This window comes from Parasphingorhabdus cellanae (genome assembly GCF_017498565.1).
GTDB classification, from domain to species: Bacteria; Pseudomonadota; Alphaproteobacteria; order Sphingomonadales; family Sphingomonadaceae; genus Parasphingorhabdus; species Parasphingorhabdus cellanae.
In genome coordinates this window covers 2,221,925-2,246,765 of sequence record NZ_CP071794.1, presented here as the reverse complement: position 1 = coordinate 2,246,765, position 24,841 = coordinate 2,221,925, and the positions used below count along the sequence as shown (strand labels likewise).

The window sequence follows — 24,841 nt, the reverse complement described above, 5'->3', positions numbered from 1 at the left end:
ATCAGGACGAGAATATGCAAGTCACCGCAAATGGTATTAATATTGAAGTCGAAGATCATGGCAAAGCCGCCGATCCTGCGATCCTGCTCATCATGGGATATGGGACACAGCTTATCGCTTGGCCGATGGATTTTGTGAATGGCTTGGTTGAATCTGGCTTTCGCGTCGTCACTTTTGACAATCGTGATGTTGGGCTGTCCTACAAATGTGATGGCGTTTCTGCACCAGGGCCGCTTCGGCAGCTTTTCACAAAACGATTTTTCCCTAATCAAAATCTGGCGCCCTATAATTTGAGTGATATGGCCAGAGATGCAATTGGCGTTTTGGATGCGCTTGATATTGCAAAAGCGCATATTGTGGGCGCTTCGATGGGCGGCATGATTGGGCAATTGGTCGCGGCGGATCATGCGGACCGGGTTCTGTCTCTCACACCGATCATGTCCTCCACCAACGCGCCGGGCCTGCCGGGCGCAGATCCCGTGGTTCGCAAAGGGCTGATCCAATCCGCCCGGGCAAAAGCAACAACGATTGACGAAGCCTTGATTGCCGGCATGGCTTTTTCTTCAATCATTGCCTCGGAAGAGGGCCGGGCGAGAGAAGAAGAACGCAAGGCGCTGATGAAAATAGCTCTGGAGCGCAGTTTTTATCCCGCTGGCCGTCAGAGGCAAATGGCGGCCATTATTGAGACCGGCAATTTGCGGCCCAAAGCCAAAGCGATATCCGCTCCGACAATGGTTATTCATGGCACATCGGACCCGCTTATTCCCCATCCGTGCGGGGAGGATATCGCAGCCAACGTGAACAATGCTCGCCTCGAGCTTGTCGATGGCATGGGCCATGACTTGCCGCCAAGCAAATTACCGGTAATGGTCGAGATGATCGCGGAGCATTGTCACGCTGCCTGAAGCGAGATGGCCGGGCCTAATGGTCCAATGGCAGGCAATATTCCACGACGTGGTCGGTCATTATAATCCGACTGGGGGCAAGCGCCATGCTATCTCCATCCTCTTGAAAATATTGAATATTTTTGGTGTTTTCGACATGTTCTATAGCAATTTTCCGAGCACGGCAGGAATATGCGAAGGATAGTTTCCTGGGATCTTTTCCGCGCGCTATCGAAACCATGAAGCGAAGGAAATTCCAGCGTGTGGCATGGGACAGCGTAATCAAGTGGAAATCATTCTCGCCCAAACCAGCCTCTGGGGTCAGTGACCATGGCCCAGCAAAATAGCGACCCTTGGCAATATAAAAGGCCTCGCATGACAGGCTGTTTTGTGATCCATCTATTGCGATGACATCCAGCGAAAATTGTTGCCGAGGCCAGCGTGTGAATAGTCTGGCAAAGGACCAGGCATAGGCGCTGCGACCGATCCGTTTTTTCAGTTGCGGGGAATGCCTGGCAACGGCAACCCCGTCGGGACCGGCGCTAAGGCAAGCAGCAAAGGGACCATGATTGCTGGCGGCGACCGGCTCTCTCAATCGCGCCTTGGACCCCGCTAGATATCCTCGCATGACCTCTCTCGCAAATTGCTCTGGCTCAGACGCATAGCCAATTTCCCGCGCAACCAGATTGACCGTACCTGCGGGAAAAATACACAGAGGCGTTTTCGACCCGGATTTTTGCATCGCCGCTATGACCAGACGCAATGTGCCGTCCCCACCAGATACGCAGATAAGGTCGGTGTCGTTAGCAAGCACCATGCGACCATCTATTTGGGTTGTGCCCATGACGATCTTCGCACCGCACGCTTCAAAGGCCTGCGCGAGCAGGCCGAGGCGTAGTTCATGATGGGTGCCAGAAGCCGGATTGTGGATGAGTTGAACAAGCATTGACAGGACATGGCGACATAAGACCGATATCGTCAATGGCGAACACCGAATAGAGGTGTCCATTGCTGCAAAACCATCATATTGGACAGCTTATGACCAAAAAAATCACTATCATTGGCGGTGGTTATGCCGGTACAATGCTCGCCAGAGAGCTCGACCAGCATGCGGATATGACCCTCATCGAACCGCGCGAGAAATGGGTCCATAATGTCGCTATGATCCGCGCGCTCGCGCGGCCTGAACTGCTTGGCGAGATTGTCATACCCTATGACGGTTTGCTGAAAAATGGCCGGGTTGTTCGTGGCCGGGTTGTGGCAATGGATGGCAACACCGCGATATTGGAAGACGGGACCGAAATTGCCGGGGATATGACAGTCATCGCCACGGGCTCGAGCTATGCAGCACCGTTCAAGATGCAGGGAGACGATAGCGGGGCCTTCTTGACCAAGGCCAAGCGCGTGATCATGCAAATCGACAAGGCGAAGAATATCGCGATTGTTGGTGCGGGCGCTGTCGGCAGCGAACTGGCCGGAGAACTGGCTTTTGCACGACCGGAAAAACAGATCACGCTGGTCTCGGCAGATGACAATCTGTTTCCCGGCTATCCGGCAAAGCTCGGTCGCTCGATGCAACGGCAATTGGGTGAGCTGGGCGTGAAGGTGCGCTTGGGCGAGCGGATCAAGAAACTGAAACGGACGGACGAACCGTTTGTGCCGCCGAAGAACACCATCAAACTGTCTGACGGTTTCCCGATTGATGCGGATCTGGTGATTCCCGTTATCGGTGCGAAACCGGAGACGGGTCTGCTGCAGAGTCTGCAAGGCGTGATCTTTGATGATGATGGCCGCGCAAAGGTTGACGGCTGGCTCAGGCCCACCGCCAATCCTGATCTGTTTATCGTCGGCGATATTGCGAGCACCGGTGACACGATGACAATTGTCGGGCTGACGCGTCAGGTGGGATGGCTGAAAAAGGCCCTGAAAGCCCATATCGGCGGCAAGCAGATCGAGGATGTGAGGCCCTACAAACCATGGCCCAAGCCTTTGATATTACTGCCTCTGGGGCCGGATAAAGGCGCGAGTGTACTGCCCTTTGGCGTGACCGGGCCGTTTTTGACATCCGCCATCAAAGGCAAAAAGCTTTTCATCCCGCGCTATCATCGGGAATTTGACTGGCAGCCCTAAGCGGCGACTGGTTGCAGCATTTTCAGCGCGATATCCTTCGCGTCCTTGTAGCCAGGTTTCCCGTTGGCGGCACGGGGCACATCATCGACCACAAGAAACGCGCGCGGCGTTTTATAATCGGCCAGCTTGCCGCGAACATGATCGTGTAGCGCCGCTTCATCAAGCGTATGGCCATCCGTTACGGACAGCACAGCCGTCACCTTCTCGCCGAAGCGGTCATCAGGTACGCCGACGACCAGGCAGTCATAAACACTGTCATGAGTCTTGAGCGCTTCCTCGACTTCCTCAGGGAAAATCTTTTCCCCGCCGCTATTGATGCAGACGGACCCGCGGCCCAGCAGCGTCACGGTGCCATCGGCCTCGACCACCGCAAAATCGCCGGGGATGGAATAGCGAACGCCGTTAAATGTCTTGAACGTCGCGGCGCTTTTTTCTTCATCCTTATAGTAACCAAGCGGGACCATTCCCCCGTTACAGATCATGCCCATTTCGCCTGAACCGGGTTTTACTTCGCGGCCCTCTTCGGTCAAAATCTTGGTGGTTTCTGCCATTTCAAAAGTGGCGGTCTTTTCAATCGCCGCATTTTCACGGGTTGTAACCGATGCGCCCATGCTGCCTTCGGTCGATCCCATGCTGTCGACGATGACCATTTCGATATGTTCCAGCAGCCCTTTTTTGACCTCGGCTGACCACATAACGCCCGAAGAGCCAATCATCTGGATAGATGAGAGATCATAGGGCTTGCCCTGTTCTTTGGCATCATCGAGCGCGGCCAGCATCGGTTTGGCGAACACATCGCCGACGATCGTGATGTCGGTGGCTTTCTCGTTATCCGCCAATGTCCAAAGTGCATGCGGGTCGAAATGCCGGTTGTTGAACAGGATGACACAGCCGCCGAGCGCGTGTGGAATCATCGCGCCGATCCACATGCCGGTACCGTGCATGATCGGGCAGGCAGGGATGGAGCGACTGGTGGCGCCTGCGGCATGAAGTGCTTGAACCAACGGGCCAAATCCTTCGGCGCCTTCGGGCAGAGTCATTTCCCGCATCTCAAAGCCTTTGGTGAACAAGGCGCTGGAAAAAGTCTGGTGATCATACATCACGCCCTTGGGCATACCGGTGGTTCCGCCGGTATAGAGCATGTAGAGATCTTCGCCGGAACGTGGGATGACCGGCATCGGATCAGCGGCGTTTAAAGCCGTTTCATAATCCACCGCGCCTTCGAGATGCTCGCCGGAACCATCATCAATTTCCAGGAAAAGCTTCACATGTTCCAGTTGATCCTTGATCGCCGCGACACGCGGGGCGAACTGGGCGTGATATACCAAAGCCTCACTGTCGCTATTATTGATGACATGCGTGAGCTCTGCCTCAAGATAGCGGTAATTGACATTGACCGGGCAGATGCGCGCTTTGAAAGCGGCAAATTGCGCCTCCATATATTCCGCGCAATTATAGGCATAGATGGAGAGTTTCGCGCCGGGCTTCAGGCCGTGATCCGTATAGACCTGTGCCAGCTTCGCCGCTCGCTGTTCATATTCGGCCCAGCTATAGCGCTTGTCGCCGTCCACAATTGCGGGTTTGTCAGGAATCGCCTGAGCAATATTTTCCCAGATATCGGCCATTTGCCAGCTCATCGAATCTCTCCTTTTTCTTTTGAACATAGCCGGAAAAAGGCAATGTACAATAGATAGACCCGATAGATTTATTTAACCGGTTTTGATAGAACGCGTCCCTGGCGCCGGCGGGGTTTCCGCGCCGCCAGCAAAACATTGCGCTATAGCCATCCATCGGGTTGCGTTTGGACCGGTCACTTTTAGGTTGGTATCCGCAATATTGCGAGTCTGGGTAACCACTTGGCAAAATTCCTCAGCCAAACCCTCAATCCGCTCTTCTTCCCTTTCCTCTCCAAAGTCCCAGACTGCACCGGAGGGGGCAGTAAGCTTGAGATAAGGCACAGGCTGCGGCGCTTCTTCGCCATTGACCTTGAATGTCCAGCCATAGGTGTTGAGGCCGATCATCACGATATTGCGGATGCGATCCGCATTTTCGCGCTTGAGGCCGAGCACATCATAAATAGCCTGCGCATGCGACCAGTTTTCCATCAACCGCGCGGTGATGGAAGAGCGGACACTCATGGAAGGGCCAGCCCACTCGACCCGCATGGCGGGATCGGCTGCACCAAATTCCGGTGCCATTTTCTGATAGAAGTCCCGCCATGTCTTGACGAGATCCGCGCCGGATAGATTGTCGAGATAATCCGCCTCGAAAAAGCGCATGGATGTCTGGCCCTTTCTTGCGTTCTCTTTCATCGCAGTCATTGCCTCTTTGAAAAAGGCGTGAAATTTTTCCGGTTCGGTGAGCGACCAATAGGCCGCCATGTTCCAGATATGCAGATGGCGGATTATGGCATTGATCGTCCAGCCCTTGAAACCGGTTTCCTGTTCCATCTCTTGGTCAGAAAGGTCTTTGACGAGCGCATATATCGCTTCGCTTTCGTCGAGAAAATCCTGAGCCTGTTCCATCATTACGTGTTTCCCATTTCCTGCAATATTTCTTCATTATGCTCGCCCAATGCGGGGCTGGGCCCAGTGGTAGGCAGTTTCCGGCCATTGATATGCAATGGTGATGCGGCATTGTGAATTGTGCCGAGCAGCGGGTGATCCTGTTCCTCAAAAGCCTCTATCGCTATGATCTGCGCATGCGATTTCACATGATCGAGGGTGAGGCAGGGCGCGGCGGGCACATCGCCTTCGGTCAGGCCCGCAATCATCGTATCTGTGTCATGTAAAGGTGGCTCACTTGATACAATCTGCGCTAGCTCGGCCATATGCATGCTGCGATTTTCCAGACCTTGATATTTTTCTTCCGACTTCAGATCTTCGCGGCCGACCATTTCGAACACGACCTGCCAATGCTCGTCACTCATCGCGGCATAGGCAATGGCGCCGTCGGTAGTACGCAGCGGCATCTGATAATAGTCGGCAAAGGGTGCGGCATGCATAGCGTCCTCGTCCATCAAAGTCAGATGCATACCGCCGTCGGGCCACAGAAAGGCAATGCAGCTGGCGAGCATGGACAGGTCGATATGTTGTCCTTCGCCGGTTCGTTCGCGCGCAAATAACGCCGCCGTTATGGCTTGGGCTGCGGTATAGGCGGTCAGCTTGTCGCAGAGCAAAGTCTTCACATAGGCAAAGCCGTCAGGATGGCCCTGCGTTCCCATGAAACCGGCCATGGCCTGCATCACATGATCATAGGCGGGGCGATCCGCCATCGGCCCGTCGCGACCAAAACCGGTAATGGCGCAATAGATCAAAGCCGGTTTTTCGGTGCGCAGACTTCCGCTGTCGAGGCCCAGTCGCTGCATCACGCCGGGACGATAATTGTGGATGACAATATCGGCATCGAGGCACAGCTTGCGCGCGGTGGCAACGCCCTCTTCGGTTTTCAGGTCCAGCGTGATTGAGCGCTTGGCACGATTGCAATTGTTGAACAGGCCGGAGATGCTTTCCTTACGGCTGCCGAGCCAGCGCATCGGATCACCAATGCCGGGCGGTTCGACCTTGATCACGTCCGCCCCTTGCTGTGCGAACATCATCGTGGCGAGGGACGCGGTAATCATCGTCGAAAATTCCACGACCTTGATCCCGGCCAGCGGCTGCTGTGCTGTCACCTCTGCCATCTCATCTCCTATATCCCTTCGCGCTCATGCTGAGCTTGTCGAAGCATCTTATCAAAACCGTTCGGAAATCACCCTTCGACAGGCTCAGGGTGAGCGCAAATTCATGAGTAAGCTACTCCTCTAAATTCGCCGCAAGCCTTTCATAGGCGGCGATAAAATCTTCTTTGAATCCTTGGACAACCTGCGCGGTGGACATTGGTTGGTTCATCAGGCCGACGCCTTGGCCAACCCAATAGGTTGCCAGATCTTTGGCGCCCTGATTGTCGCCCTGACTCAATTTGTCGATAGAGCGGAGCGGTGGTTCGGCCACCAATGATTGCAAAGGCATGGGCAGGGGTCGCGGCGCTTCTTCCGCCTCCCAGGCATCGGTCCAGGGAGAGCGCAATTGCCTCGATGGTTTGCCGGTGCGGGAGCGTGCCCGTACCGTATCGCGCGACGTGGCGCTGAGCATTTTTTCCTTCACGACCGGGTTGGTCTCTGCCTCTGCCGTGGTCAGCCAGACCGATCCGCACCATACGCCGCTTGCGCCCATGGCCATGGCAGCGGCCATCTGGGATCCGGTGGCGATACCGCCCGCAGCCAGCACCGGTGTATCATCACCAATATCGCGCAACGCATTACAGACTTCCGGGATCAAAACCATCGTCGCGACATCGCCGGTATGACCGCCTGCTTCTCCGCCTACCGCGATCAGGATATCGACACCAGCGGCGACCTGGCTCATCGCATGTTCCTTGGTGCCGATAAGTGCCGCCACCGGCACACCATGTTCCCGGCCCATATCGGTCATGACTTGCGGCGGAATGCCAAGCGCATTGGCGATCAGCTTGATCGGATGCCGAAAGGCAACTTCCAGCAAGGCCCCTGCATTGCCGCCACGCAGATTATCTGCACCGACTGCATGTTCCCGCCGAAGCTCTTCGAGGTCACCGGGATCGACGCCATGACGCGCCATGATGTCCTTGGAAAATTGTTTATGTTTGTCGGGAATCATCGCCAATGTGGTATCGACATCGATCTGTTCACCTTTGCCTTCGACCTTGTTGGGGACAATGATATCCAGGCCATAGGGCTTGCCGTCGACATGATCATCAATCCAGCTCAGTTCTTCTTCCAGCGTTTCGGGCGTGCAGTTGACACCGCCGAAAACCCCCATGCCACCGGCTTTGGAAACGGCAGCGACCACATCGCGGCAGTGGCTGAAAGCGACCAGAGGAAACTCAATTCCCAGCATGTCGCAAATCGGGTTTTTCATTACGCGTCGTCCTCTTCACTCACCTCATCAGCGGTAATTTCCATGATCAGGTCATCGGCCGCAATCTGGTTTCCGGCGGCAGCGGCGACAGTTTCAACAGTCCCATCGATTTCCGCCAATATTTCATGCTGCATTTTCATCGCCTCCAGCACTGCAAGCTTGTCACCTTTTGACACAGCCGCGCCCTGCTCGACGAGTATCTCAAGTAATAGGCCGTGCATCGGGGCAACCACGGTGCCGCCGCCGGCCATATCCTCCATGGCGCTGAGGCCGGTCATGTCGGTGACCGACAGGGACCGGTCCGGCAAGGCCAGGTGCAGGTGGCGACCATCGGCATGAAAAATCGCTTCGACCGTCCGGCCGTCGACCAGCAGTTTCGCTGTATCTCCGGTTATGGAGAGCAACTCCACCTGCGCTTCCTGTCCTGCGCCATCCACATGATAATGGCCGGGCTGGCGAACATGGACGTGGATGATGCCATCCGTCTCGGTCGCTTCCGCCAGTTTCGCATATTGGGTGACGGTTTTCAGATCCGCAGTGCTCGACCAATCGAGCATTTCTGGATTGACGTTGAGCGCCAGTTTATGCGCCGCCTGCTGACGCAATTTGTGCTGGAGCACGGCGGCAATGGCAAATGTCGTATAATCATGCGCGCCCAGATCAACACCCTCTTCGCCATAATTCTCGGCAATGAAAGCGGTGGTTGCCTGACCGTCGGCAAAATCCTGTTTGCCGAGCGCGTCGATCAGGAAGTCACGGTTGGTTTTCGGACCGAACAGGGCGGTCTCGGCCAGTGCCTTTGCCATCTGCCGCCGGGCGTCTTCACGGGTGGCACCATGGGTGATGATTTTGGCGACCATGCTGTCGTAGAAGGGCGAAACCTCGCCGCCCGTAGCGATGCCGCTGTCGATGCGCGCATTGGCCGACGGTTTCCAGAGATCAATATGGCCGGTGCTGGGCAGAAAATCATCGGCCGGGTCTTCGGCATAGAGCCGTACTTCCATGGCATGACCGGTGAGAGTGACATCATCCTGCGCAATATCCAGCGGCTCGCCTTGGGCAACTTTCAATTGCAAGGCAACCAGATCAAGACCGGTTATCTCCTCGGTTACAGGATGCTCAACCTGCAGCCGCGTGTTCATTTCGAGAAAGTAGAAACTGCCGGATTGATCGAGCAGAAATTCCACAGTCCCCGCGCCGCGATAATCCACTGCTCGCGCCGCTTCCACGGCCGCAACACCCATTTCGGCGCGCAGTTCTTCGGTCATGACTGGGCAGGGCGCTTCTTCAATGACTTTTTGGTGCCGCCGCTGGACCGAGCAATCGCGCTCACCCAGATGGATGGTGTTGCCATGACTGTCGGCAAAAACCTGAATCTCGACATGGCGGGGTTTGATGATCGCTTTTTCCAGAATCAGCTCGCCATTGCCAAAGGCATTTTCCGCTTCCGATCGCGCCAGCTTGATCGCATTGGGCACCTCTGCCTGATCGTGAACCAGCCGCATACCGCGTCCACCACCGCCTGCGGCCGCCTTGACCATCAGCGGCACCCCGATTTTCTCGGCTTCGGCAACCAATGTGGCATCGGATTGATCATCATCCTGATAGCCAGGGACGCAAGGCACACCGGCCGCAATCATTGCGCGCTTGGATCGTGCCTTGTCACCCATGACATCAATGGCTTTTTCCGGTGGCCCAACAAAGATGATATTGGCATCGGCACAGGCTTGCGAGAAAGCGGCATTTTCCGACAGGAAGCCATAGCCGGGATGGATGGCGTCCGCGCCGCTGTCCTTGGCGGCCTGAATGATGGTGTCGATCATAAGATAGGATTCATTGACCGGCGCAGGACCAATGCGCACCGCGTCATCGGCCATATGAACATGGGGTGCATTGGCATCGGCATCGGAATAGACCGCAACAGTTCTAATGCCCTGCGCTTTGGCGGTGCGCATGACCCGGCAGGCAATTTCGCCGCGATTGGCAACAAGGAGGGTAGATATGTGTTTGCTCATGATATTCGTCATCCTGAATTTATTTCAGGATCTCCTCTCGATCACTGGGTATTGAATCCTGAACCAAGTTCAGGATGACGAGGTGGTGTTGGTTTATCATTCCGGCTTCACGACCCAATTGGGTTTGCGCTTTTCAAAGAAGGAGGCGACGCCCTCTTTGGCTTCGTCGCTGACCATTCGGTCGGCAAAATTCTCGGCGGCGAGGCGGATGACCTCTTCGCGTGGTTTGCCCGCGATCTGGCCAAGCAGTTCCTTGGTTGCGGCCACAGCGCCCGGTGCAGCACCCAGCACCTGTTTCCTGAGCTGCATCTCGATGGCTTCAAGCCCGGGAACATCATCCGAAATGAAATCGGCAAAGCCAAGTTCATGCGCCTGCGTGCCGTCGAAGCGCGCAGCGGTCAGCATCAACCGGCGGCCGGTGGCATAGCCAAGCTTTTGAATAACGAAAGGCGATATCTGTGCCGGGGTCACCCCGATCGCGGTCTCGGTCATCGCAAAACGCGCACCGGATTCGCAGATGACCACGTCGGCGCAGCAGGACAGGCCAAAGCCGCCCGCCATGGCTGCGCCCTCGATCAGGACGATGACCACTTGTGGTGCGGTATTGACCAAGTCGAATATTTCGGCAGCGCCCATCGACATGGTGATGGTTGCGTCGCGGTCGCCACTTGCCTGAAAATTCTCTTTGAAATTTTTCAAATCCGCACCGGCACAAAACACCCCGCCGCGTCCACGCAAGGTGATGCCCCTGACCGTTCGGTCATCGCGAACGCCTTTTAATACAGTGGCTAAGTCTGCCACCAAGGCGTCGCTCAGGGCATTGCGATTGTCCGGCTGGTTGAACCAGATGGTGAGCCAACCCTGCTGGAGTTTTAGTTCGAGAGTGTTTGTTTTAGGGAGGTTCGTCATGCTGTGTGCTCCTGCGCAGGCAGGAGCCCATCTCCTGCTATCCGGTCAGCCACAACGGCGGGAGATGGACCCCCGCCTTCGCGGGGGAACAAAAAACGTTGAGTAGAAAAAATCATATCCGCGCCACTCCGAAAGCATTGGGGTGCAGCGTGCGGTTCTGCGACTCAAATATTGTCTCCAGCGCAAAGCCGAGCACCTTGCGGGTGTCTCGCGGGTCAATCACACCGTTATCAAGCACACGGCCGGATGTGAAGAAAGCGCTTTCCTGCGCTTCGAAAATATCCCGGATGCGCTGGTTCTGTTTGGCAATGGCTTCTTCATCCGGTTCCACGCCTTTACGCTGGGCCTGCACCTTCGCGACATGGCTCATGGTATTGGCGGCCGAGGCGCCTGCCATCACACCGGTTTTCGCATTGGGCCATGAGAACAGGAAATCCGGTTCAAAAGCGACGCCGCTCATGCCGTAATTGCCGGCACCGAAGCTGGCACCGATATAGAGCGACAATTTCGGCACGCGGACATTGGACACGGCCTGGATCATCTTGCTGCCCAGCTTGATCATGCCCTTATGCTCGGACTCTTTGCCGACAATATAGCCAGTAGTATTGTTCAGGAAGATGATCGGCAGTTCGGACTGGTCACATAGCTGGAAGAAGTGCGTCGCCTTGGCCGCCGCTTCCGGATCGAAGGGGCCGTTATTGCCGATCAGTCCGACCGCATGGCCCATGATGCTCGCCTGCATGCAGACGGTGCCGGGGCCATAGCGGCTTTTGAATTCCTCAAAGTCCGATCCATCGACAATCCGCGCCGCGACTTCGCGGACATCATAGGGAATGGTATAGTCCGTCGGCACGATGCCCGCAATTTCGTCGATATCATAAACGGGTTCGGCATAGTCGTTCTGCCGGATCGGTGCGGTGTTCTTGTTCCAGTCAATCCGCCCCATTGTATCGCGGGCAATCTCGATACCGTGCGCATCATCATCCGCGAGATATTCGACACTGCCGGTGGTGCTCGCATGCATTTCGGTTCCGCCCAGTTCGCGATCATCGGCCACTTCGCCGGTCGCCGCATGAACCAGCGCCGCGCCACCCAGCGCCGCCATACCATTGTCGCGCACGCCGATGACATAGTCGGACATGCCGGGCATATAGGCGCCGCCTGCGGTCGACGGACCGTGCAAAACGACCATTGTGGGAATGCCCGCTGCGCTCAGCCAGGCGAGGTTGCGGAACAGCATCCCGCCATAGGCCCATAGCTCGACTTTGTACTCCATCAGGTTTGCGCCCGCGCTTTCAACCAGGTGGATGAAGGGCAGCTTCAGTTCCTGCGCCATTTTCTGGGCGCCCTTACTGGCATCCCAGCCACCCGTTGTTGCGGCGCCCGCGCGAATGCCACTGTCATCGACCCAGATCATGCAGCGGACGCCTTTGACAAAGCCGATGCCAAGGATCACGCTGCCGCCCGGAATGCTGGTGTCGGGATTATCATCTTCGACGAGATAATTGGCCATATTATACAGCCGCAAAAACGGCATGCCGGGGTCGAGTAAGCGCGTCAGCCGCTCATGCGGGGTCAGCTGGCCGCGTTTTTCAAAAGTCGGGCGGCGTTTCTCTGATGCTTCAACAGCCCGCTTCTCCAGACTACGCAGATGCTCGATCAGCGTTAGCATATCCTTGCGGTTCTGGGCAAAGCTGTCGGAGCTGGTGGATATTTTCGATTTAAACTGGGGCATAGTCAGAGCGCCTTAGCCAAAGAGGACTGGAGTGATTGCGGTATGGAAACGGGAGCGGCGAGCAGGATCTGGGCATAGCTTTTACCCTGCGGATCATTGCGCATGGATGCAACCCCGCCGCCGCCCAAAATATCATGGAGGAGGAAGTTGATCGCGCCGGTGCCGGGCATGTAGAAACGCTCCACGCTGGCCGGATCATCGGGCTGCGTCAGGAAATGGGCAAAGCGTTCCCGCACGATGTCCTCGCCGAGCGCTGCCCAGATATAGGGCGCATAGCTCTTGTCGCGCGGCAAAATGCCGATATTGGATTTGTCACCTTTGTCTCCGGACCGGCCCCAGGCGAGGTCGATCAGCGGCACTTGTGTCATGGGTCCGTCACCAACGGGCAGAGCAGGCGGGTCTGGTCGCTGGATCCCCGCAGCGTCAAATGTCGTGCCTTTGGTTTCGGTAAATTCCTGACCATCATTGCCAACCGTCACCGAAATCGATGCTTCCGATTTTGGCACCAGCAGCGAAAATAACCGCACCACCGGTGAGGGCTTGGGTCTCCCACCAGCGAACAGCGCCAGTCCCGGCGGCGTCGCGAGGCCCATGCCGGTTGCTTCTTTGAGCAGCAACATGGTCGCTTTGGGATCGCGATGTTTGACGCCGATTTTCAATACCAGCTCACGGGTTTCAGCTGCCTGCCCAAAGGCCCCGAAATGGCTGTCATCGCCCAGTGTTTCGATCAGCACCTCATCAAAATCACCAGCATTGGAGGCGCGTAATTTCGCTCGCGTGCGCTTCAGGGCATTGGCGGCAAAACTCTCTGCCTTTTTTTTCGCGTCCATGCCGATGAAGAAAAACGGCGCGACCATCTTCCAGCCATCGGAATAGGTGGCGCAGGTCTTATACCTATCAGGCGCTGCGTGGCCGCGTGCGCCGGTAACCGATACGCGGTCCTCGCTGACCTGTTCCAGTGCCACGGCGCTGAAATCACAGATGACGTCTGGCAGCATATAGGCTTGCGGATCGCCAATTTCATAGAGCATCTGCTCGCCGATCGTGCCGATATTGACGATCCCGCCCGTGCTTTCCGGCTTGGTCGCAATGAAGCTGCCATCGGCGGCAATTTCCGCAATCGGATAGCCGGCATTGTCCATACTGCCCGCCACGCTTTCCCAGTCGGTGAAATTGCCACCGGTTGCTTGTGGCCCGCATTCCAATATATGTCCGGCCAAGCTGGCACCGGATAGCTGGTTGAGATCATCCGCGCTCCAGCCAAATTCATGGATGCAGGCGCCAAGTGTAACGGCGCTGTCAACGCAGCGGCCGGTGATGACAATATCGGCCCCCTGATTGAGGGCGGTAGCGATTGGGAAGGCGCCCAAATAGGCATTGATGCTGGCAATATTTTCCGGAGCGGGAAAAGCTTCGCCTGAAAACATCTCACGGGCGTCCGCAAAATCGGCTGCGCGAGACGTGAGATCATCGCCGGTAATAACCGCGACTTTCAGATCGAGCCCGGCCTCGGCAATGACAGCGCCAACAGCCGCCGCACAAGCGACGGGATTGGTCCCGCCGGCGTTGGAGATCAACTTGATGCCCTGTTTCGCGATGGCACCAATATGTGGCTTGATCACCGCAGCGACAAAATCGGTCGCATAGCCCATGTCGGGATTTTTGGCCCGCGCCCGCGCCCGCGCCATGATCGACATGGTAATTTCGGCGAGATAATCGAAAACAATATAGTCTAGCTTTTGCCCGTTTTCCGCCGCCTGCAAAAATTGCGGCACCGCCATATCGGATTCGCCCCAGAAGCCGCTGGCCCCGCCGATGCGAATGATTTTGTCAGCCGTCATATACTGGTCTCTCCTGAAACCAGCTTGGGTCAAGTCGCGTCACTTATCAACCCGTTATTGATGGGTATGGACGCTTAAAAATATCCGCCTTTGTGCTCCCGCGCAGGCGGGAGCCTATCTCCCAAGGGTGCGTTACAAAGCAATCAGATAAGGCAGGCGATAAATCGAATATCGCGCTGTACTTTTACCGGCGGTTCAAGATGGTAATATAGGAGATGGGCCCCCGCCTGCGCGGGGGCACAATACTCGTGATTATCGACGACGTTTAGGCCGCTTTGTAAAAGCTCTCACCCGCATCCGCTTTTTCGCGGAAGCTCATCGGCGGTTTGAACCGCTCGCCATATTTCTGGGCCATATTGTCGGCGGTGCGCACGAAATTATCGACGCCCATCGTATCGATATGGCTCATCGGGCCGCCGGTCCATGGCGCAAAGCCCCAACCGAAGATCGCGCCGAGATCAGCAGATTGCGGATCGGACACAACGCCCTCGTGGAAACATTGGGCCGTCGCGATCAGCTGGATGTACATTAACCGCTGTTTGACTTCCTCAACATCGGGCTGTTCTTCTGCCAGCGGGAAATGCTCGCTGAGACCAGGCCATAATTTCTTGGAACCATCATCGCTATATTCGTAGAAACCACCACCAAAGCGGCGTCCGCGACGGTCAATCTTCTTGACCATCAATTCCATCAGATCCTCTGTCCCGCTGGAAACATAGGTGTCGCCCATTTCTTCCTTGGTTGACGTCATGATGTCGTAACCCAGTTGCAGGGTCGTCTCATCGACAATGGCGAGCGGGCCAATCGGCATGCCCATGGCAATGGCCGCATTTTCGATCAGTGCGGGTTTGACGCCTTCGGCAACCATCAGCATTGCCTCATTGGCATAAGGCGGGAACACACGGTTGGTGTAGAAACCGCGCACATCCTTGACCACAATCGGCGTTTTGCGGATCTTGGCATTATAATCGAGCGCCACGGCCAATGCCTTGTCGCCGGTTTCGTCGCCGGGAATGATTTCCAGCAGGGGCATTTTCTCAACCGGTGAGAAAAAGTGCATGCCGATAAACTGATCGGGACGCTCGCTGTTTTTCGCGAGACCGGTAATCGGAAGCGTCGAGGTGTTGGATGCGAAAACCACATCCTTGCCGATGACTGCTTCGGTTTTCTTGATCACGTCGGCTTTGACATCGGGGCGTTCAAATACCGCTTCGATGATCAGGTCGACATCTTTCAGATCGTCATAATTATCGGTCGGGGTGATCCGCGCCATGAAAGCATCGGCTTTTTCTTGGCTCATCTTGCCACGCTTCACGCCCTTGTCGACAATCTTCTGACTATAATCGATCGCCTTCTGTGCCTCTTCCATATTACGGTCGAGGACGATGACATTCATGCCGCCCTTGGCTGTCACATGGGTAATGCCCGAGCCCATCAGGCCTGCGCCCAGCACGCCAACAGTTTTGAGGTCGGAAGCCGGCACGTCCTTGGGACGCGCGGCGCCTTTTTCGGCGGCCTGCTTATTCACGAACAAGGTGCGGATCATGTTCTTGGATTGCGGACCGCTCAGCAGTTTGGTGAAATATTTGCTTTCGACGCGTAATGCGGTGTCGATGGGTAACATCGAACCTTCATAGAGACAGGACAGGATCGCCTTGACCGCTTCGTAATTGCCCTTGCTCTGTTTCAGCGCCATGGCCGACGAACCGAGGTACAGCGGCACGGCGCGGGGATCCATGGAACCAGCGCCTCCGGGGAATTTCCAGCCCTTCTTGTCCCAAGGCGCAGATGCTTTGGGATTGGCTTTGACCCACGCTTTCGCCTTGGCGACGACTTCGTCAGCAGGAACGACTTCATCAACAATCTTTTGTGCGAGCGCAGCCTGCGGGTTCATCGGCTGACCCATCATGATCGCCATACCAGCCGCTTGCAAACCGGCAAGACGCGGCAGACGCTGGGTTCCGCCGCCACCGGGCAGCAGACCAACTTGCACTTCGGGCAGGCCAAGTTGCAGTTTCGGATTGTCGGCGCAAACGCGATAGTGGCAAGCAAGCGCCAGTTCGAGACCGCCGCCGAGGGCGAGGCCGTTAAGCGCGCAAGCAACCGGCTTGGCGTGGGCTTTGCCTTTCAGAAGGTCCTTCGCACTATTACCGCCGGTTTCCATCTTGCGGAGCACGCTGTTGAGTTGCCAAGCCTGATCAAATGCCTCTTTCATGGTTTCGGCCTTGGAAGAGCCGAGCATGTTGAGATCGGCACCGGCAAGGAAGCCGGATTTCTTGCCCGATGTGATCACGGCGCCTTTGATGTCGTCATTGGAAATCAGTTCATCGACGAATTTCGGGAAGTCAGTCATCAGGCCTTCATTCCAGACGTTCATCGACTGGCCGGGAAGGTCGATGGTGACAAGGGCAATGCCATCGCTGTCAATATCGACGGTGAGTGTTTCGTAAGTCATGTTTTTATCTCCTGTACTCCCGCGCAGGCGGGAGTCTCCTTGAGGTTAGCGCAACAGGTCCCCGCCTTCGCGGGGACACAATCGGGATTTTCTAGTTCACCCGTTCAATAATCGTCGCAATGCCCATGCCGCCGCCGATGCACAGCGTCGACAAAGCGGTCTGCTTGCCCGAACGTTCCAGTTCGTCCAGCACCGTGCCAAGGATCATCGCGCCGGTGGCGCCCAAAGGATGGCCCATGGCAATCGCGCCGCCATTCACATTGATATCGCTATGATCGACATTCATCGCTTCCATGAAGCGCAGGACTACGGCGGCAAATGCCTCGTTCAATTCCCACACATCAATGTCGCTGGCTTCCATGCCCGCACGCTTGAGTGCCTTTTGCGCGGCAAATTCAGGGCCGGTCAGCATGATGGTTGGCTCTGATCCGATCGACGCCATGGAAACAATCCGCGCCCGCGGTTTCAGGCCATATTTCGTGCCTGCTTCTTCGTTGCCGATCAGCACAGCGGCGGCGCCATCGACAATGCCCGAGCTGTTGCCCGCATGGTGGACGTGGTTCATTTTCTCAACATCAGGATGCTTCAAAATCGCGACATCGTTAAATCCGGGCATCTGTTCACCCATCATCTGAAACGCAGGATTAAGCGAACCCAGAGACTGCATATCGGTTTCAGGGCGCATGAGTTCGTCATGGTCCAGAACAGTTTCGCCGATCACGTCCTTGATTGGCAGAATCGATTTGGCAAAACGCTTTTCTTCCCAGCTTTTCGCGGCGCGCTTCTGGCTTTCCACGGCATAGGCATCGACATCGTCGCGGCTATAGCCATATTTTGTGGCGATCAGATCGGCGGAAATGCCTTGCGGCACAAAATATTCCTGGAACACCAGCGAAGGGTCGGCCATGCCGCCCAGGCCGTCGCTGCCCATCGGCACGCGGGACATGGATTCGACGCCGCCGCCAATGGCGAGATCAGCTTCACCCGATTTGACCTTGCCCGCCGCGATATTCACGGCTTCGAGGCCGGAACCACAGAAGCGGTTGACCTGGATTGCGGAAGTAGTGTCGGCATAACCAGCTTTCAGCGCGGCCATGCGGCTGATCACTGCGCCCTGTTCGCCAACGGGGGAAACACAGCCATAAGCAATATCTTCCACTTCATGACCGTCCAGTTCGTTGCGGTCATTGACCGAAGCGAGCACCTGGGACGCGAGATCAAGAGCGGTGATTTCGTGCAGGCTGCCGTCGCTGCGGCCCTTGCCGCGCGGGCTGCGCACAGCGTCATAAATATAGGCTTCGGTCATGCGATATTCCTTATTTTGATTAAGTCTGGACTGTTAAGTGCATAGTTAATGTTGCGCCGGGGCGCAGTCAAGCAGTTTACGTAAACGTCAAGTCGCAATTGTATTGCTCGCTTTTGGGCTTGTGTCACAGTTAAGCGGGCAACCAACTAAATTTAAGTGACTTTTCAACAATATCATCAATTGCTATAATATTTTTCATGGCAAAGAGCAAAAATCCTAAGGACGAATGCAGTCGCAGTAAATTTATTGTCTACGTTGATGAAAGTGGTGATCACTCACTTGATAAAGTAGATGAGAAGTATCCCGTCTTCGTTTTAGCATTTTGTGTTTTCTATCAGGATAATTATGTACGAAATGTCGTTTCGGCGATCGAAAAACTGAAATTCGATGAGTTTGGCCATGACATCGTAATACTTCACGAACGGGATATTAGAAAAGAACAAGGAGTTTTTAGATTCCGTGATCGAGAGGCAAAAATTCAATTTATGGAGAGTCTCACAGAAGTCATCGAAGAGAGCAATTTCATTCTAATTTCTTGTTTAATTGATAAACGAAAAATCCGTGTTGATGATAAAGAGGAATCTAATCCATATCATGTAGCGCTTGGTTTTTGTCTCGAAACGCTCGCGGATCTGCTCGCGGAGAAAGGTCAGGAGGACCACGAGACTCATATCGTTTTTGAACGAAGAGGCACTAAGGAAGATAGAGAGCTGGAGTTAGAGTTTCGCCGAATTTGCGCTGGATCCAACAGTTCTGGAAATAAGCTGCCATTCGAGATTATTTTGGCCGATAAAAAGGTCAATTCGGCTGGCCTACAACTCGCTGACTTGGTGGCCCGACCGATTGGCATTCATTATATGCGCCCCGATCAGCCAAACCGAGCTTTTGAAGTGCTCAAAACAAAGTTCTATTGCGAGGGTGGCCGGGATAACTTGGGCAGTGGCTACGAAGGTTGGGGCTTGAAGATACATCCAAATTAGAAAGCGAAAAGCCCCGGTGATTCTCACCGAGGCTATAACGCCGACCGAGTTCTCCCAATCCACTTGACAAAATTATTAACATATGAATCAGAGAATATCAATCGATTTTTGGAGTCGCTGAAGAATATTCTCTGTTAAATTACCTCTGCGGGATGAATTTCTTCTACTCCAATATGCTTTGATATTTCTGGCTGAAGACATCCCGCCCGACAATATAACGCATGATCTCGCTACTGCCGGCATAGATGCGGCTCATCCGCGCATCGGTGAAGATGCGGCTGATCTCATATTCCTTCATATAGCCCGCGCCGCCATGCAGCTGCAGCCCGAGATCGGCCATTTCCCATTCAATTTCGCTGCCCAGCATCTTGCCCTTGGCGGCGATATTGGCGTTGAGCCCGCCCTGGTTATGGACCTCAACACAATGATCGACGTAGACCTGCAGCATGTCGATCTTGGAATCCATCTCGGCCATCTTGAACTGCGTGTTCTGCATGTCGGACAGTTTCTTGCCAAAGACATCACGCTCCATGACAAATTCTCGCGTCACATCAAAGGCGCGGCGGGCAGAGGCGGCATAGCCGACCATCGCGATCAGCCGTTCTTCGGCCAACCCTTCCATCAGATGGATAAAGCCTTTGCCCGGTGTGCCCAACTGGTTTTCTTTCGGAATCTTGACGTTGTTGAAAAAGAGCTCCGCCGTGTCCTGCGCATGTAGCCCGATTTTTTCCAGATTCTGTCCGCGTTCAAAGCCTTCCATACCGCGTTCGACAATCAGCAATACCATCGCATGCTTGTCATCGACGCCCGCTATTTTCGCAGCGACAATCACAACATCCGCGTTAATGCCGTTGGAGATATAGGTTTTGGAGCCGTTCAGGACCCAATGATCGCCGTTATCGGTGGCGGTCGTCTTCATGCCGGACAGGTCACTACCGGCACCAGGCTCGGTCATTGCCACTGCTAATATGGTTTCGCCGCTCACACATTTGGGCAGGAAGCGTTCGCGCTGTTCCTCGTTGCCGATATTCTTGAAATAAGGGCCAACCAAACGGCTGTGCAGCGTATTATACCACTCGGCGCAGCCTGCGCGAGTGGTTTCCTCGATGATGATCTGCTCGTAGCGGAAATCATCATCGCCCATACCGCCATATTTTTCATCCGGCCAGATCATCAGGAAACCCTGATCCCCTGCTTTCTTGAAAATTTCACGGTCAACAATACCGGCCTCACGGAATTCATCCATCCGCGGTGCAACATCATCGGCGAGAAAGCGACGATAGGCATCGCGGAACATATGTTGCTCTTCGGTAAATTTACGCATCGGAGAAATCCTTCAATATTTAGCGGTTCATCATCATTGTCATCGCCGGTCGCGATAACGAATTCGTTTTAATCGGTCAATTAAAACACGGCTTGACCAGACCCTGCAAGCTGTTCTTTTGACCATGATCTCGCGCCATAGTTGACCGTTGCAATTATTTGAAAAGGCTTGTTAAGAGTGTCCATGGCGAAAAACGACGACAAACCCTTTATCCTGGGCCTTGGTGGAACGACCAACCCATTCAGCTCGACCGAACAGGCATTGGCAATTGCGCTAAAGACCGCTGCCGATGCTGGCGCTGAAACGGAATTGTTTGGATCAGCCAAGCTTTGCGCCCTGCCACATTATCGTTCTGACCCGGCGGGATTAAACGAAACGGGCAAGGCGCTTGTCGAAGCCGTTCGCCGTGCCGATGGCATAATCCTGGCGAGCCCGGGCTATCACGGTACGATCTCCGGCCTGGTCAAAAATGCTGTCGACTATATCGAGGAAACCGCCGGTGATGAGCGCGTATATCTTGATGGCTTGCCGGTTGGACTGATCGTTACCGCTTATGGGTGGCAAGCCACCGGCTCGACATTGGCGGCGATGCGGTCAATCGTTCATGCGCTGCGCGGTTGGCCAACGCCATTGGGCGTTGGAATAAACGCCTCGGGCGGCATTTTTAAAGACGGTGTCTGCGCAGATGAAGCGGTGAATGAGCAGCTTCGTCTCGTCGCGCAACAGGTCATGCGCGGCTCACACCGGCGACAATATCTGACTCAATAATCAGTCCGGCGGCAGATTGCCGTAAAAGTCGCGATACCAACTGACAAAGCGTTTCAAGCCATCTTCCAGCATGACTTTCGGCTCATAACCGGTCAGCGCATGGAGCTTGGACACATCAGCATAGGTCGCTGTGACATCGCCGGGCTGCATGGGCCGCATGATTTTCTCTGCTTCCATGCCGAGAGCCTGTTCCAGAGCCTTGATCATGTCCATCAGACCGACCGGCCGGCTGTCACCGATGTTCAATACCCGATGTTCGCCAGAGGCTGGTGGATTGTCCAGCGACCCTAAAATGCCCTCAACAATATCATCAATATAAGTGAAATCCCGTGCCATTTTGCCTTCGCCGTAAACTTCAATGGGCTCGCCCGCTAGAATCTTTTTGGTAAAGCCGAAATAGGCCATATCCGGCCGCCCCCATGGGCCATAAACGGTGAAGAAGCGTAGGCCGGTTTGTGGAAAGCCATAAAGCTTTGCATAGGATGCGCTCATCAATTCGCAGGAGCGTTTGGTGGCGGCATAAAGAGATACCGGGTCAACCGCGGGCTCTTCTTCGGTAAACCCCTCTCCGCCCATCGGCTTATCGCCATAGACAGAGCTGGAGGAGGCGTAGACCAAATGCTCGAAATCAGGCGTATGACGGCTTGCCTCAAGCAAGCTCAAATGACCTTCCAGATTGGACTTTTGATAGGCAAACGGATTTTCAATACTATAGCGCACGCCGGCTTGTGCAGCGAGATGGATGATGCGTTTCACGCCGTTATCTTCCACCAGTTTACGGACGCCCTCGGCATCGGAGACGTCCAGTTCCGCAAATTGAAACCCTGGCAATTCCTGCAAATTTTCAAGCCGCGCCGCTTTCAGCTTCGGATCGTAATAATCATTCAGATTATCGATGCCGATGACGCTCTCTCCGCGTGCGATCAGCTGTTGAGAAACCGCGTGGCCGATAAATCCCGCTGCGCCGGTAACCAATATGGTGTCAGAACAACCTGATTGATCATCCATTTGGTTCATATATTCGTTCCTCGGTCATTCGGATCATATTCCTGCGCAGTAACAGCAAAAAGCCCAGATTTCCAATGGAGCGACTTCGGTTCAGCCCGTTTATCCATCAAATCGCGCAACATAGTCGTCAATATCGCGGAGAGACCGACTAATTGCCTCCTCGTCGAGAAACGAACCGCGGAAACTATTTTTGGCTAATGCGACGATGTCATCCTTGTCGAGGTCCAGGGCAGATGCGGTCGCCTCGTAATTATCATTGAGATATCCACCAAAATAGGACGGGTCATCGGAATTGACGGTGGCACGCAGACCAAGGTCCAGCATCTTTTTCAGAGGATGGTCCCTGAGGTCATTCACGACGCACAGAGAGAGGTTGGACAAGGGACAGACGGTCAGCGTCATTTGATTGTCTCGCAGGCGTTCAACAAGCCGAGGATCTTCCAATGACCGGTTACCGTGATCCATCCGCTCGATTTTCAAAACGTCGAGGGCTTCCCAGACATAATCCGGTGGCCCTTCTTCGCCGGCATGGGCCACTGCCTTGAGGCCAAGGGCTTTAGCCTTGGCAAAGGCTTTCGTAAATTTGGAAGGCGGATGGCCGAGTTCGGATGAATCAAGCCCAACCCCGGCTATTCTGTCGAGATAAGGCGTTGCCTTTTCCAGCGTTGCGAGCGCATCTTCTTCACTTAAGTGGCGCAAGAAGCACATGATCAGCTGCGATGATATATTCAGGCCCGATTGCGCATCATCCAATGCGCGCAATATGCCGTCTATTGCGATTGAAAAGGCAACCCCGCGCTCGGTATGGCCCTGTGGGTCAAAGAATATCTCGGCATGTATGGCATTGTCAGCGTGGATACGCCGAAAATAGGCCATGGTCAGGTCATAGAAATCCTCCTCGGTGCGCAGGACATTCATTCCCTGATAATAGATATCCAGGAAATCCTGCAGATTTGAGAAGGCATAGGCCTTGCGCACTTCTTCCGCCGAAGCGAAAGGAATATCGATGGCGTTGCGCTGTGCCAGCGCAAACATCATCTCCGGTTCAAGCGAGCCTTCAATATGCAGATGCAGTTCGGCTTTCGGAATACCGGCAATGAAGGCTTGACGCTGTTCGGGGGATGCAAAAGACATATCTAGCTCTTTATCATGACAGGGTTGGGGATTTCTTGTTCGTCAAAAATGATCGCAGCATCCGATTTATTTGCGCATATTTCTTCTTTGGTCAGTCCATCCAGTTCATGCGGGAAGATCAGCCAATCCTCGGTTTCATGGATGAAGAAATCAGGGTGCAAATCGGTCTTGTTGCGGGACGGTTTGCTGTAGACAGTGGCAACGCGCACATCCTTCGGCATGTTGTGACGGCATCGCTCGCTCAGTTCTTTCAAGAATGCTTCAATGCTGCGGCCACTGTCAAACACATCATCGACGATGAGCAGATTGTCTTCCGGGTTCAGCGTATCAATTAGATAGCCAAGCGCGAACACCCGCACGGACCGTTCCTGTTTATCAATCCCGGAATAAGAGGAAGTTCTAATCGCGATATGGTCTGTCGAGACGCCGTGAAATTCCAATATTTCTTGGACCGCAATTCCAACCGGTGCGCCGCCGCGCCATATGCCGACAATATGGGTCGGAGAGAAATCGCTCTTCAATATCTGCATGCCGAGCCGAAAGCTGTCCGACAATAACGCATCAGCAGTGATGTAGGTTTTTGTGATAGGTGTTTCTGAGGTCATATCGATCCCATTCTCCGGCAGCCTTCGGGAACGCTATCACGAATAAAATCCTAGGATATTATCGTATTAGCATTATGCAGGGAGATAAGTAGCCGCTGTTTCAAACATGATAAACCTATATTTCCCGGAGAGCCCAAAATGACCTTGATCGTCCACCATCTCAACAATAGCCGGTCCCAGCGGATATTATGGTTGCTCGAAGAAATCGGCAGGCCTTATGAAATCCGCTACCATAAGCGTCATGCGGAAACCAACTTGGCACCGCCTAGCTTGACCGCGCTGCATCCTCTCGGCAAGTCACCGATGATCGAGGATGACGGGCGCATGATCATCGAATCTGGCGCCATCGTTGAACATATCTGCGCACATCACGGCGGCGAGCAATTTGTGCCAGAGCGCGGGACGGATGATTATATTCGCCATCTCGAACTTATGCACTTTGCCGAGGGCTCAGCGATGACACCGATTTTGCTAAACCTTTACGTGGGCCGGCTAGAAGAAGCCGGTGCGCCGCTTATGCCGCGGATCAACGAACAGCTCACCAGTCATTTTGACTTCATGGAAAGCGAACTTTCGTCGTCTGGCCATTTTATGGGCGACAAGCTGGGCGCCGCCGACTTCATGTTGAGCTTTCCCGCAGAGGTGGCAATTGCTCAGGGCCGTTCGGAAACCCATCCGAAGCTGGCCACATTTGTTAAGTGGCTGCAAGCCCGGCCAGCCTATCAACGTGGCCTTGAGAAAGGCGGAGAATATAGCTTCGCGGCTGGCTGAGACCCGTGATACCATAAAACTGCAATAACATCGTCATCG

The 24,841-nt window shown here is 54.7% G+C and carries 20 protein-coding genes; 5 read left to right on the top strand and 15 right to left on the bottom strand.

Annotated features, from left to right (window positions below):
- Positions 1–14: 14 nt before the first annotated feature.
- Complete coding sequence (locus J4G78_RS10680) at positions 15–905, top strand: alpha/beta fold hydrolase (RefSeq protein ID WP_207986559.1); 891 nt, start codon at positions 15–17, stop codon at positions 903–905.
- A gap of 16 nt (positions 906–921) precedes the next feature.
- Here J4G78_RS10680 and J4G78_RS10675 read toward each other — a convergent pair whose 3' ends face one another.
- Positions 922–1,866, bottom strand: a complete 945-nt coding sequence (locus tag J4G78_RS10675) for a diacylglycerol/lipid kinase family protein (protein WP_207986558.1) — start codon at positions 1,864–1,866, stop codon at positions 922–924.
- Positions 1,867–1,922: 56 nt separating this feature from the next.
- Here J4G78_RS10675 and J4G78_RS10670 point away from each other — a divergent pair, with 56 nt between their 5' ends.
- Positions 1,923–3,014: an NAD(P)/FAD-dependent oxidoreductase gene (locus tag J4G78_RS10670; RefSeq protein WP_207986557.1), complete on the top strand. Its 1,092-nt coding sequence runs from the start codon at positions 1,923–1,925 to the stop codon at positions 3,012–3,014.
- Here J4G78_RS10670 and J4G78_RS10665 read toward each other — a convergent pair.
- The 10 genes from J4G78_RS10665 to J4G78_RS10620 form a co-directional block, all read right to left on the bottom strand.
- A complete protein-coding gene (locus tag J4G78_RS10665) occupies positions 3,011–4,651 on the bottom strand; it encodes an acyl-CoA synthetase (protein WP_207986556.1) in 1,641 nt (546 codons plus the stop codon). The genes J4G78_RS10670 and J4G78_RS10665 overlap by 4 nt on opposite strands.
- A 72-nt stretch (positions 4,652–4,723) precedes the next feature.
- Positions 4,724–5,542: a TIGR03084 family metal-binding protein gene (locus J4G78_RS10660; RefSeq protein WP_243457059.1), complete on the bottom strand. Its 819-nt coding sequence runs from the start codon at positions 5,540–5,542 to the stop codon at positions 4,724–4,726.
- A complete protein-coding gene (locus J4G78_RS10655; protein WP_207986555.1) occupies positions 5,542–6,696 on the bottom strand; it encodes a CaiB/BaiF CoA transferase family protein in 1,155 nt (384 codons plus the stop codon). Before J4G78_RS10655 ends, J4G78_RS10660 begins: the two co-directional genes overlap by 1 nt.
- A gap of 112 nt (positions 6,697–6,808) precedes the next feature.
- Entirely contained in the window at positions 6,809–7,951 is a 1,143-nt protein-coding gene (locus J4G78_RS10650; RefSeq protein ID WP_207986554.1) for an NAD(P)H-dependent flavin oxidoreductase, read from the bottom strand.
- Positions 7,951–9,966 carry an acetyl/propionyl/methylcrotonyl-CoA carboxylase subunit alpha gene (locus J4G78_RS10645; RefSeq protein ID WP_207986553.1) on the bottom strand — a complete coding sequence of 672 codons (2,016 nt, stop codon included), beginning with the start codon at positions 9,964–9,966 and terminating at the stop codon, positions 7,951–7,953. The genes J4G78_RS10650 and J4G78_RS10645 overlap by 1 nt, the downstream gene beginning before the upstream one ends.
- A gap of 96 nt (positions 9,967–10,062) precedes the next feature.
- Positions 10,063–10,875 carry an enoyl-CoA hydratase/isomerase family protein gene (locus J4G78_RS10640; protein WP_207986552.1) on the bottom strand — a complete coding sequence of 271 codons (813 nt, stop codon included), beginning with the start codon at positions 10,873–10,875 and terminating at the stop codon, positions 10,063–10,065.
- A gap of 112 nt (positions 10,876–10,987) precedes the next feature.
- Positions 10,988–12,610 (bottom strand): acyl-CoA carboxylase subunit beta, encoded by a 1,623-nt coding sequence (locus tag J4G78_RS10635; protein ID WP_207986551.1) that lies wholly within the window; start codon positions 12,608–12,610, stop codon positions 10,988–10,990.
- A gap of 2 nt (positions 12,611–12,612) precedes the next feature.
- Positions 12,613–14,451, bottom strand: a complete 1,839-nt coding sequence (locus J4G78_RS10630) for an acyclic terpene utilization AtuA family protein (protein ID WP_207986550.1) — start codon at positions 14,449–14,451, stop codon at positions 12,613–12,615.
- Positions 14,452–14,716: 265 nt separating this feature from the next.
- Positions 14,717–16,906 (bottom strand): 3-hydroxyacyl-CoA dehydrogenase NAD-binding domain-containing protein, encoded by a 2,190-nt coding sequence (locus tag J4G78_RS10625; RefSeq protein ID WP_207986549.1) that lies wholly within the window; start codon positions 16,904–16,906, stop codon positions 14,717–14,719.
- 91 nt (positions 16,907–16,997) lie between these two features.
- The gene (locus tag J4G78_RS10620; RefSeq protein WP_207986548.1) at positions 16,998–18,212 is read right to left on the bottom strand and encodes an acetyl-CoA C-acetyltransferase; all 1,215 of its coding nucleotides are present in this window, start codon (positions 18,210–18,212) and stop codon (positions 16,998–17,000) included.
- Positions 18,213–18,409: 197 nt separating this feature from the next.
- Between J4G78_RS10620 and J4G78_RS10615 the strand changes: the two genes are divergently transcribed.
- Positions 18,410–19,192 carry a DUF3800 domain-containing protein gene (locus J4G78_RS10615; RefSeq protein ID WP_207986547.1) on the top strand — a complete coding sequence of 261 codons (783 nt, stop codon included), beginning with the start codon at positions 18,410–18,412 and terminating at the stop codon, positions 19,190–19,192.
- Between the two features lie 163 nt (positions 19,193–19,355).
- On the opposite strand, the gene J4G78_RS10610 is transcribed toward J4G78_RS10615, so the two are convergent.
- Entirely contained in the window at positions 19,356–20,516 is a 1,161-nt protein-coding gene (locus tag J4G78_RS10610; protein WP_207986546.1) for an acyl-CoA dehydrogenase family protein, read from the bottom strand.
- Between the two features lie 183 nt (positions 20,517–20,699).
- On the opposite strand from J4G78_RS10610, the gene J4G78_RS10605 reads away from it, so the two are divergent.
- Positions 20,700–21,284 (top strand): NADPH-dependent FMN reductase, encoded by a 585-nt coding sequence (locus J4G78_RS10605; protein ID WP_207986545.1) that lies wholly within the window; start codon positions 20,700–20,702, stop codon positions 21,282–21,284.
- Here J4G78_RS10605 and J4G78_RS10600 read toward each other — a convergent pair whose 3' ends face one another.
- From J4G78_RS10600 to J4G78_RS10590, 3 genes are all read right to left on the bottom strand, one after another.
- Positions 21,285–22,301, bottom strand: coding sequence for an SDR family NAD(P)-dependent oxidoreductase (locus tag J4G78_RS10600; protein WP_243457058.1), 1,017 nt, complete (start codon positions 22,299–22,301; stop codon positions 21,285–21,287).
- 90 nt (positions 22,302–22,391) lie between these two features.
- A complete protein-coding gene (locus J4G78_RS10595; protein WP_207986544.1) occupies positions 22,392–23,426 on the bottom strand; it encodes an adenosine deaminase in 1,035 nt (344 codons plus the stop codon).
- Between the two features lie 2 nt (positions 23,427–23,428).
- A complete protein-coding gene (locus tag J4G78_RS10590) occupies positions 23,429–24,031 on the bottom strand; it encodes a phosphoribosyltransferase (RefSeq protein WP_207986543.1) in 603 nt (200 codons plus the stop codon).
- A gap of 138 nt (positions 24,032–24,169) precedes the next feature.
- On the opposite strand from J4G78_RS10590, the gene J4G78_RS10585 reads away from it, so the two are divergent.
- On the top strand, positions 24,170–24,802 hold the full coding sequence (locus tag J4G78_RS10585; protein WP_207986542.1) for a glutathione S-transferase family protein: 633 nt from the start codon (positions 24,170–24,172) through the stop codon (positions 24,800–24,802).
- The last annotated feature ends 39 nt before the right edge of the window (positions 24,803–24,841 follow it).

Excerpts from the sequence above, each read along its gene's own strand:
- J4G78_RS10680 (WP_207986559.1), top strand. The coding sequence starts at position 15 with ATGCAAGTCACCGCAAATGGTATTAATATTGAAGTCGAAGATCATGGC.
- J4G78_RS10670 (WP_207986557.1), top strand. The coding sequence starts at position 1,923 with ATGACCAAAAAAATCACTATCATTGGCGGTGGTTATGCCGGTACAATG.
- J4G78_RS10665 (WP_207986556.1), bottom strand. The coding sequence starts at position 4,651 with ATGAGCTGGCAAATGGCCGATATCTGGGAAAATATTGCTCAGGCGATT.
- J4G78_RS10660 (WP_243457059.1), bottom strand. The coding sequence starts at position 5,542 with ATGATGGAACAGGCTCAGGATTTTCTCGACGAAAGCGAAGCGATATAT.
- J4G78_RS10655 (WP_207986555.1), bottom strand. The coding sequence starts at position 6,696 with ATGGCAGAGGTGACAGCACAGCAGCCGCTGGCCGGGATCAAGGTCGTG.
- J4G78_RS10650 (WP_207986554.1), bottom strand. The coding sequence starts at position 7,951 with ATGAAAAACCCGATTTGCGACATGCTGGGAATTGAGTTTCCTCTGGTC.
- J4G78_RS10645 (WP_207986553.1), bottom strand. The coding sequence starts at position 9,966 with ATGAGCAAACACATATCTACCCTCCTTGTTGCCAATCGCGGCGAAATT.
- J4G78_RS10640 (WP_207986552.1), bottom strand. The coding sequence starts at position 10,875 with ATGACGAACCTCCCTAAAACAAACACTCTCGAACTAAAACTCCAGCAG.
- J4G78_RS10635 (WP_207986551.1), bottom strand. The coding sequence starts at position 12,610 with ATGCCCCAGTTTAAATCGAAAATATCCACCAGCTCCGACAGCTTTGCC.
- J4G78_RS10630 (WP_207986550.1), bottom strand. The coding sequence starts at position 14,451 with ATGACGGCTGACAAAATCATTCGCATCGGCGGGGCCAGCGGCTTCTGG.
- J4G78_RS10625 (WP_207986549.1), bottom strand. The coding sequence starts at position 16,906 with ATGACTTACGAAACACTCACCGTCGATATTGACAGCGATGGCATTGCC.
- J4G78_RS10620 (WP_207986548.1), bottom strand. The coding sequence starts at position 18,212 with ATGACCGAAGCCTATATTTATGACGCTGTGCGCAGCCCGCGCGGCAAG.
- J4G78_RS10615 (WP_207986547.1), top strand. The coding sequence starts at position 18,410 with ATGGCAAAGAGCAAAAATCCTAAGGACGAATGCAGTCGCAGTAAATTT.
- J4G78_RS10610 (WP_207986546.1), bottom strand. The coding sequence starts at position 20,516 with ATGCGTAAATTTACCGAAGAGCAACATATGTTCCGCGATGCCTATCGT.
- J4G78_RS10605 (WP_207986545.1), top strand. The coding sequence starts at position 20,700 with ATGGCGAAAAACGACGACAAACCCTTTATCCTGGGCCTTGGTGGAACG.
- J4G78_RS10600 (WP_243457058.1), bottom strand. The coding sequence starts at position 22,301 with ATGAACCAAATGGATGATCAATCAGGTTGTTCTGACACCATATTGGTT.
- J4G78_RS10595 (WP_207986544.1), bottom strand. The coding sequence starts at position 23,426 with ATGTCTTTTGCATCCCCCGAACAGCGTCAAGCCTTCATTGCCGGTATT.
- J4G78_RS10590 (WP_207986543.1), bottom strand. The coding sequence starts at position 24,031 with ATGACCTCAGAAACACCTATCACAAAAACCTACATCACTGCTGATGCG.
- J4G78_RS10585 (WP_207986542.1), top strand. The coding sequence starts at position 24,170 with ATGACCTTGATCGTCCACCATCTCAACAATAGCCGGTCCCAGCGGATA.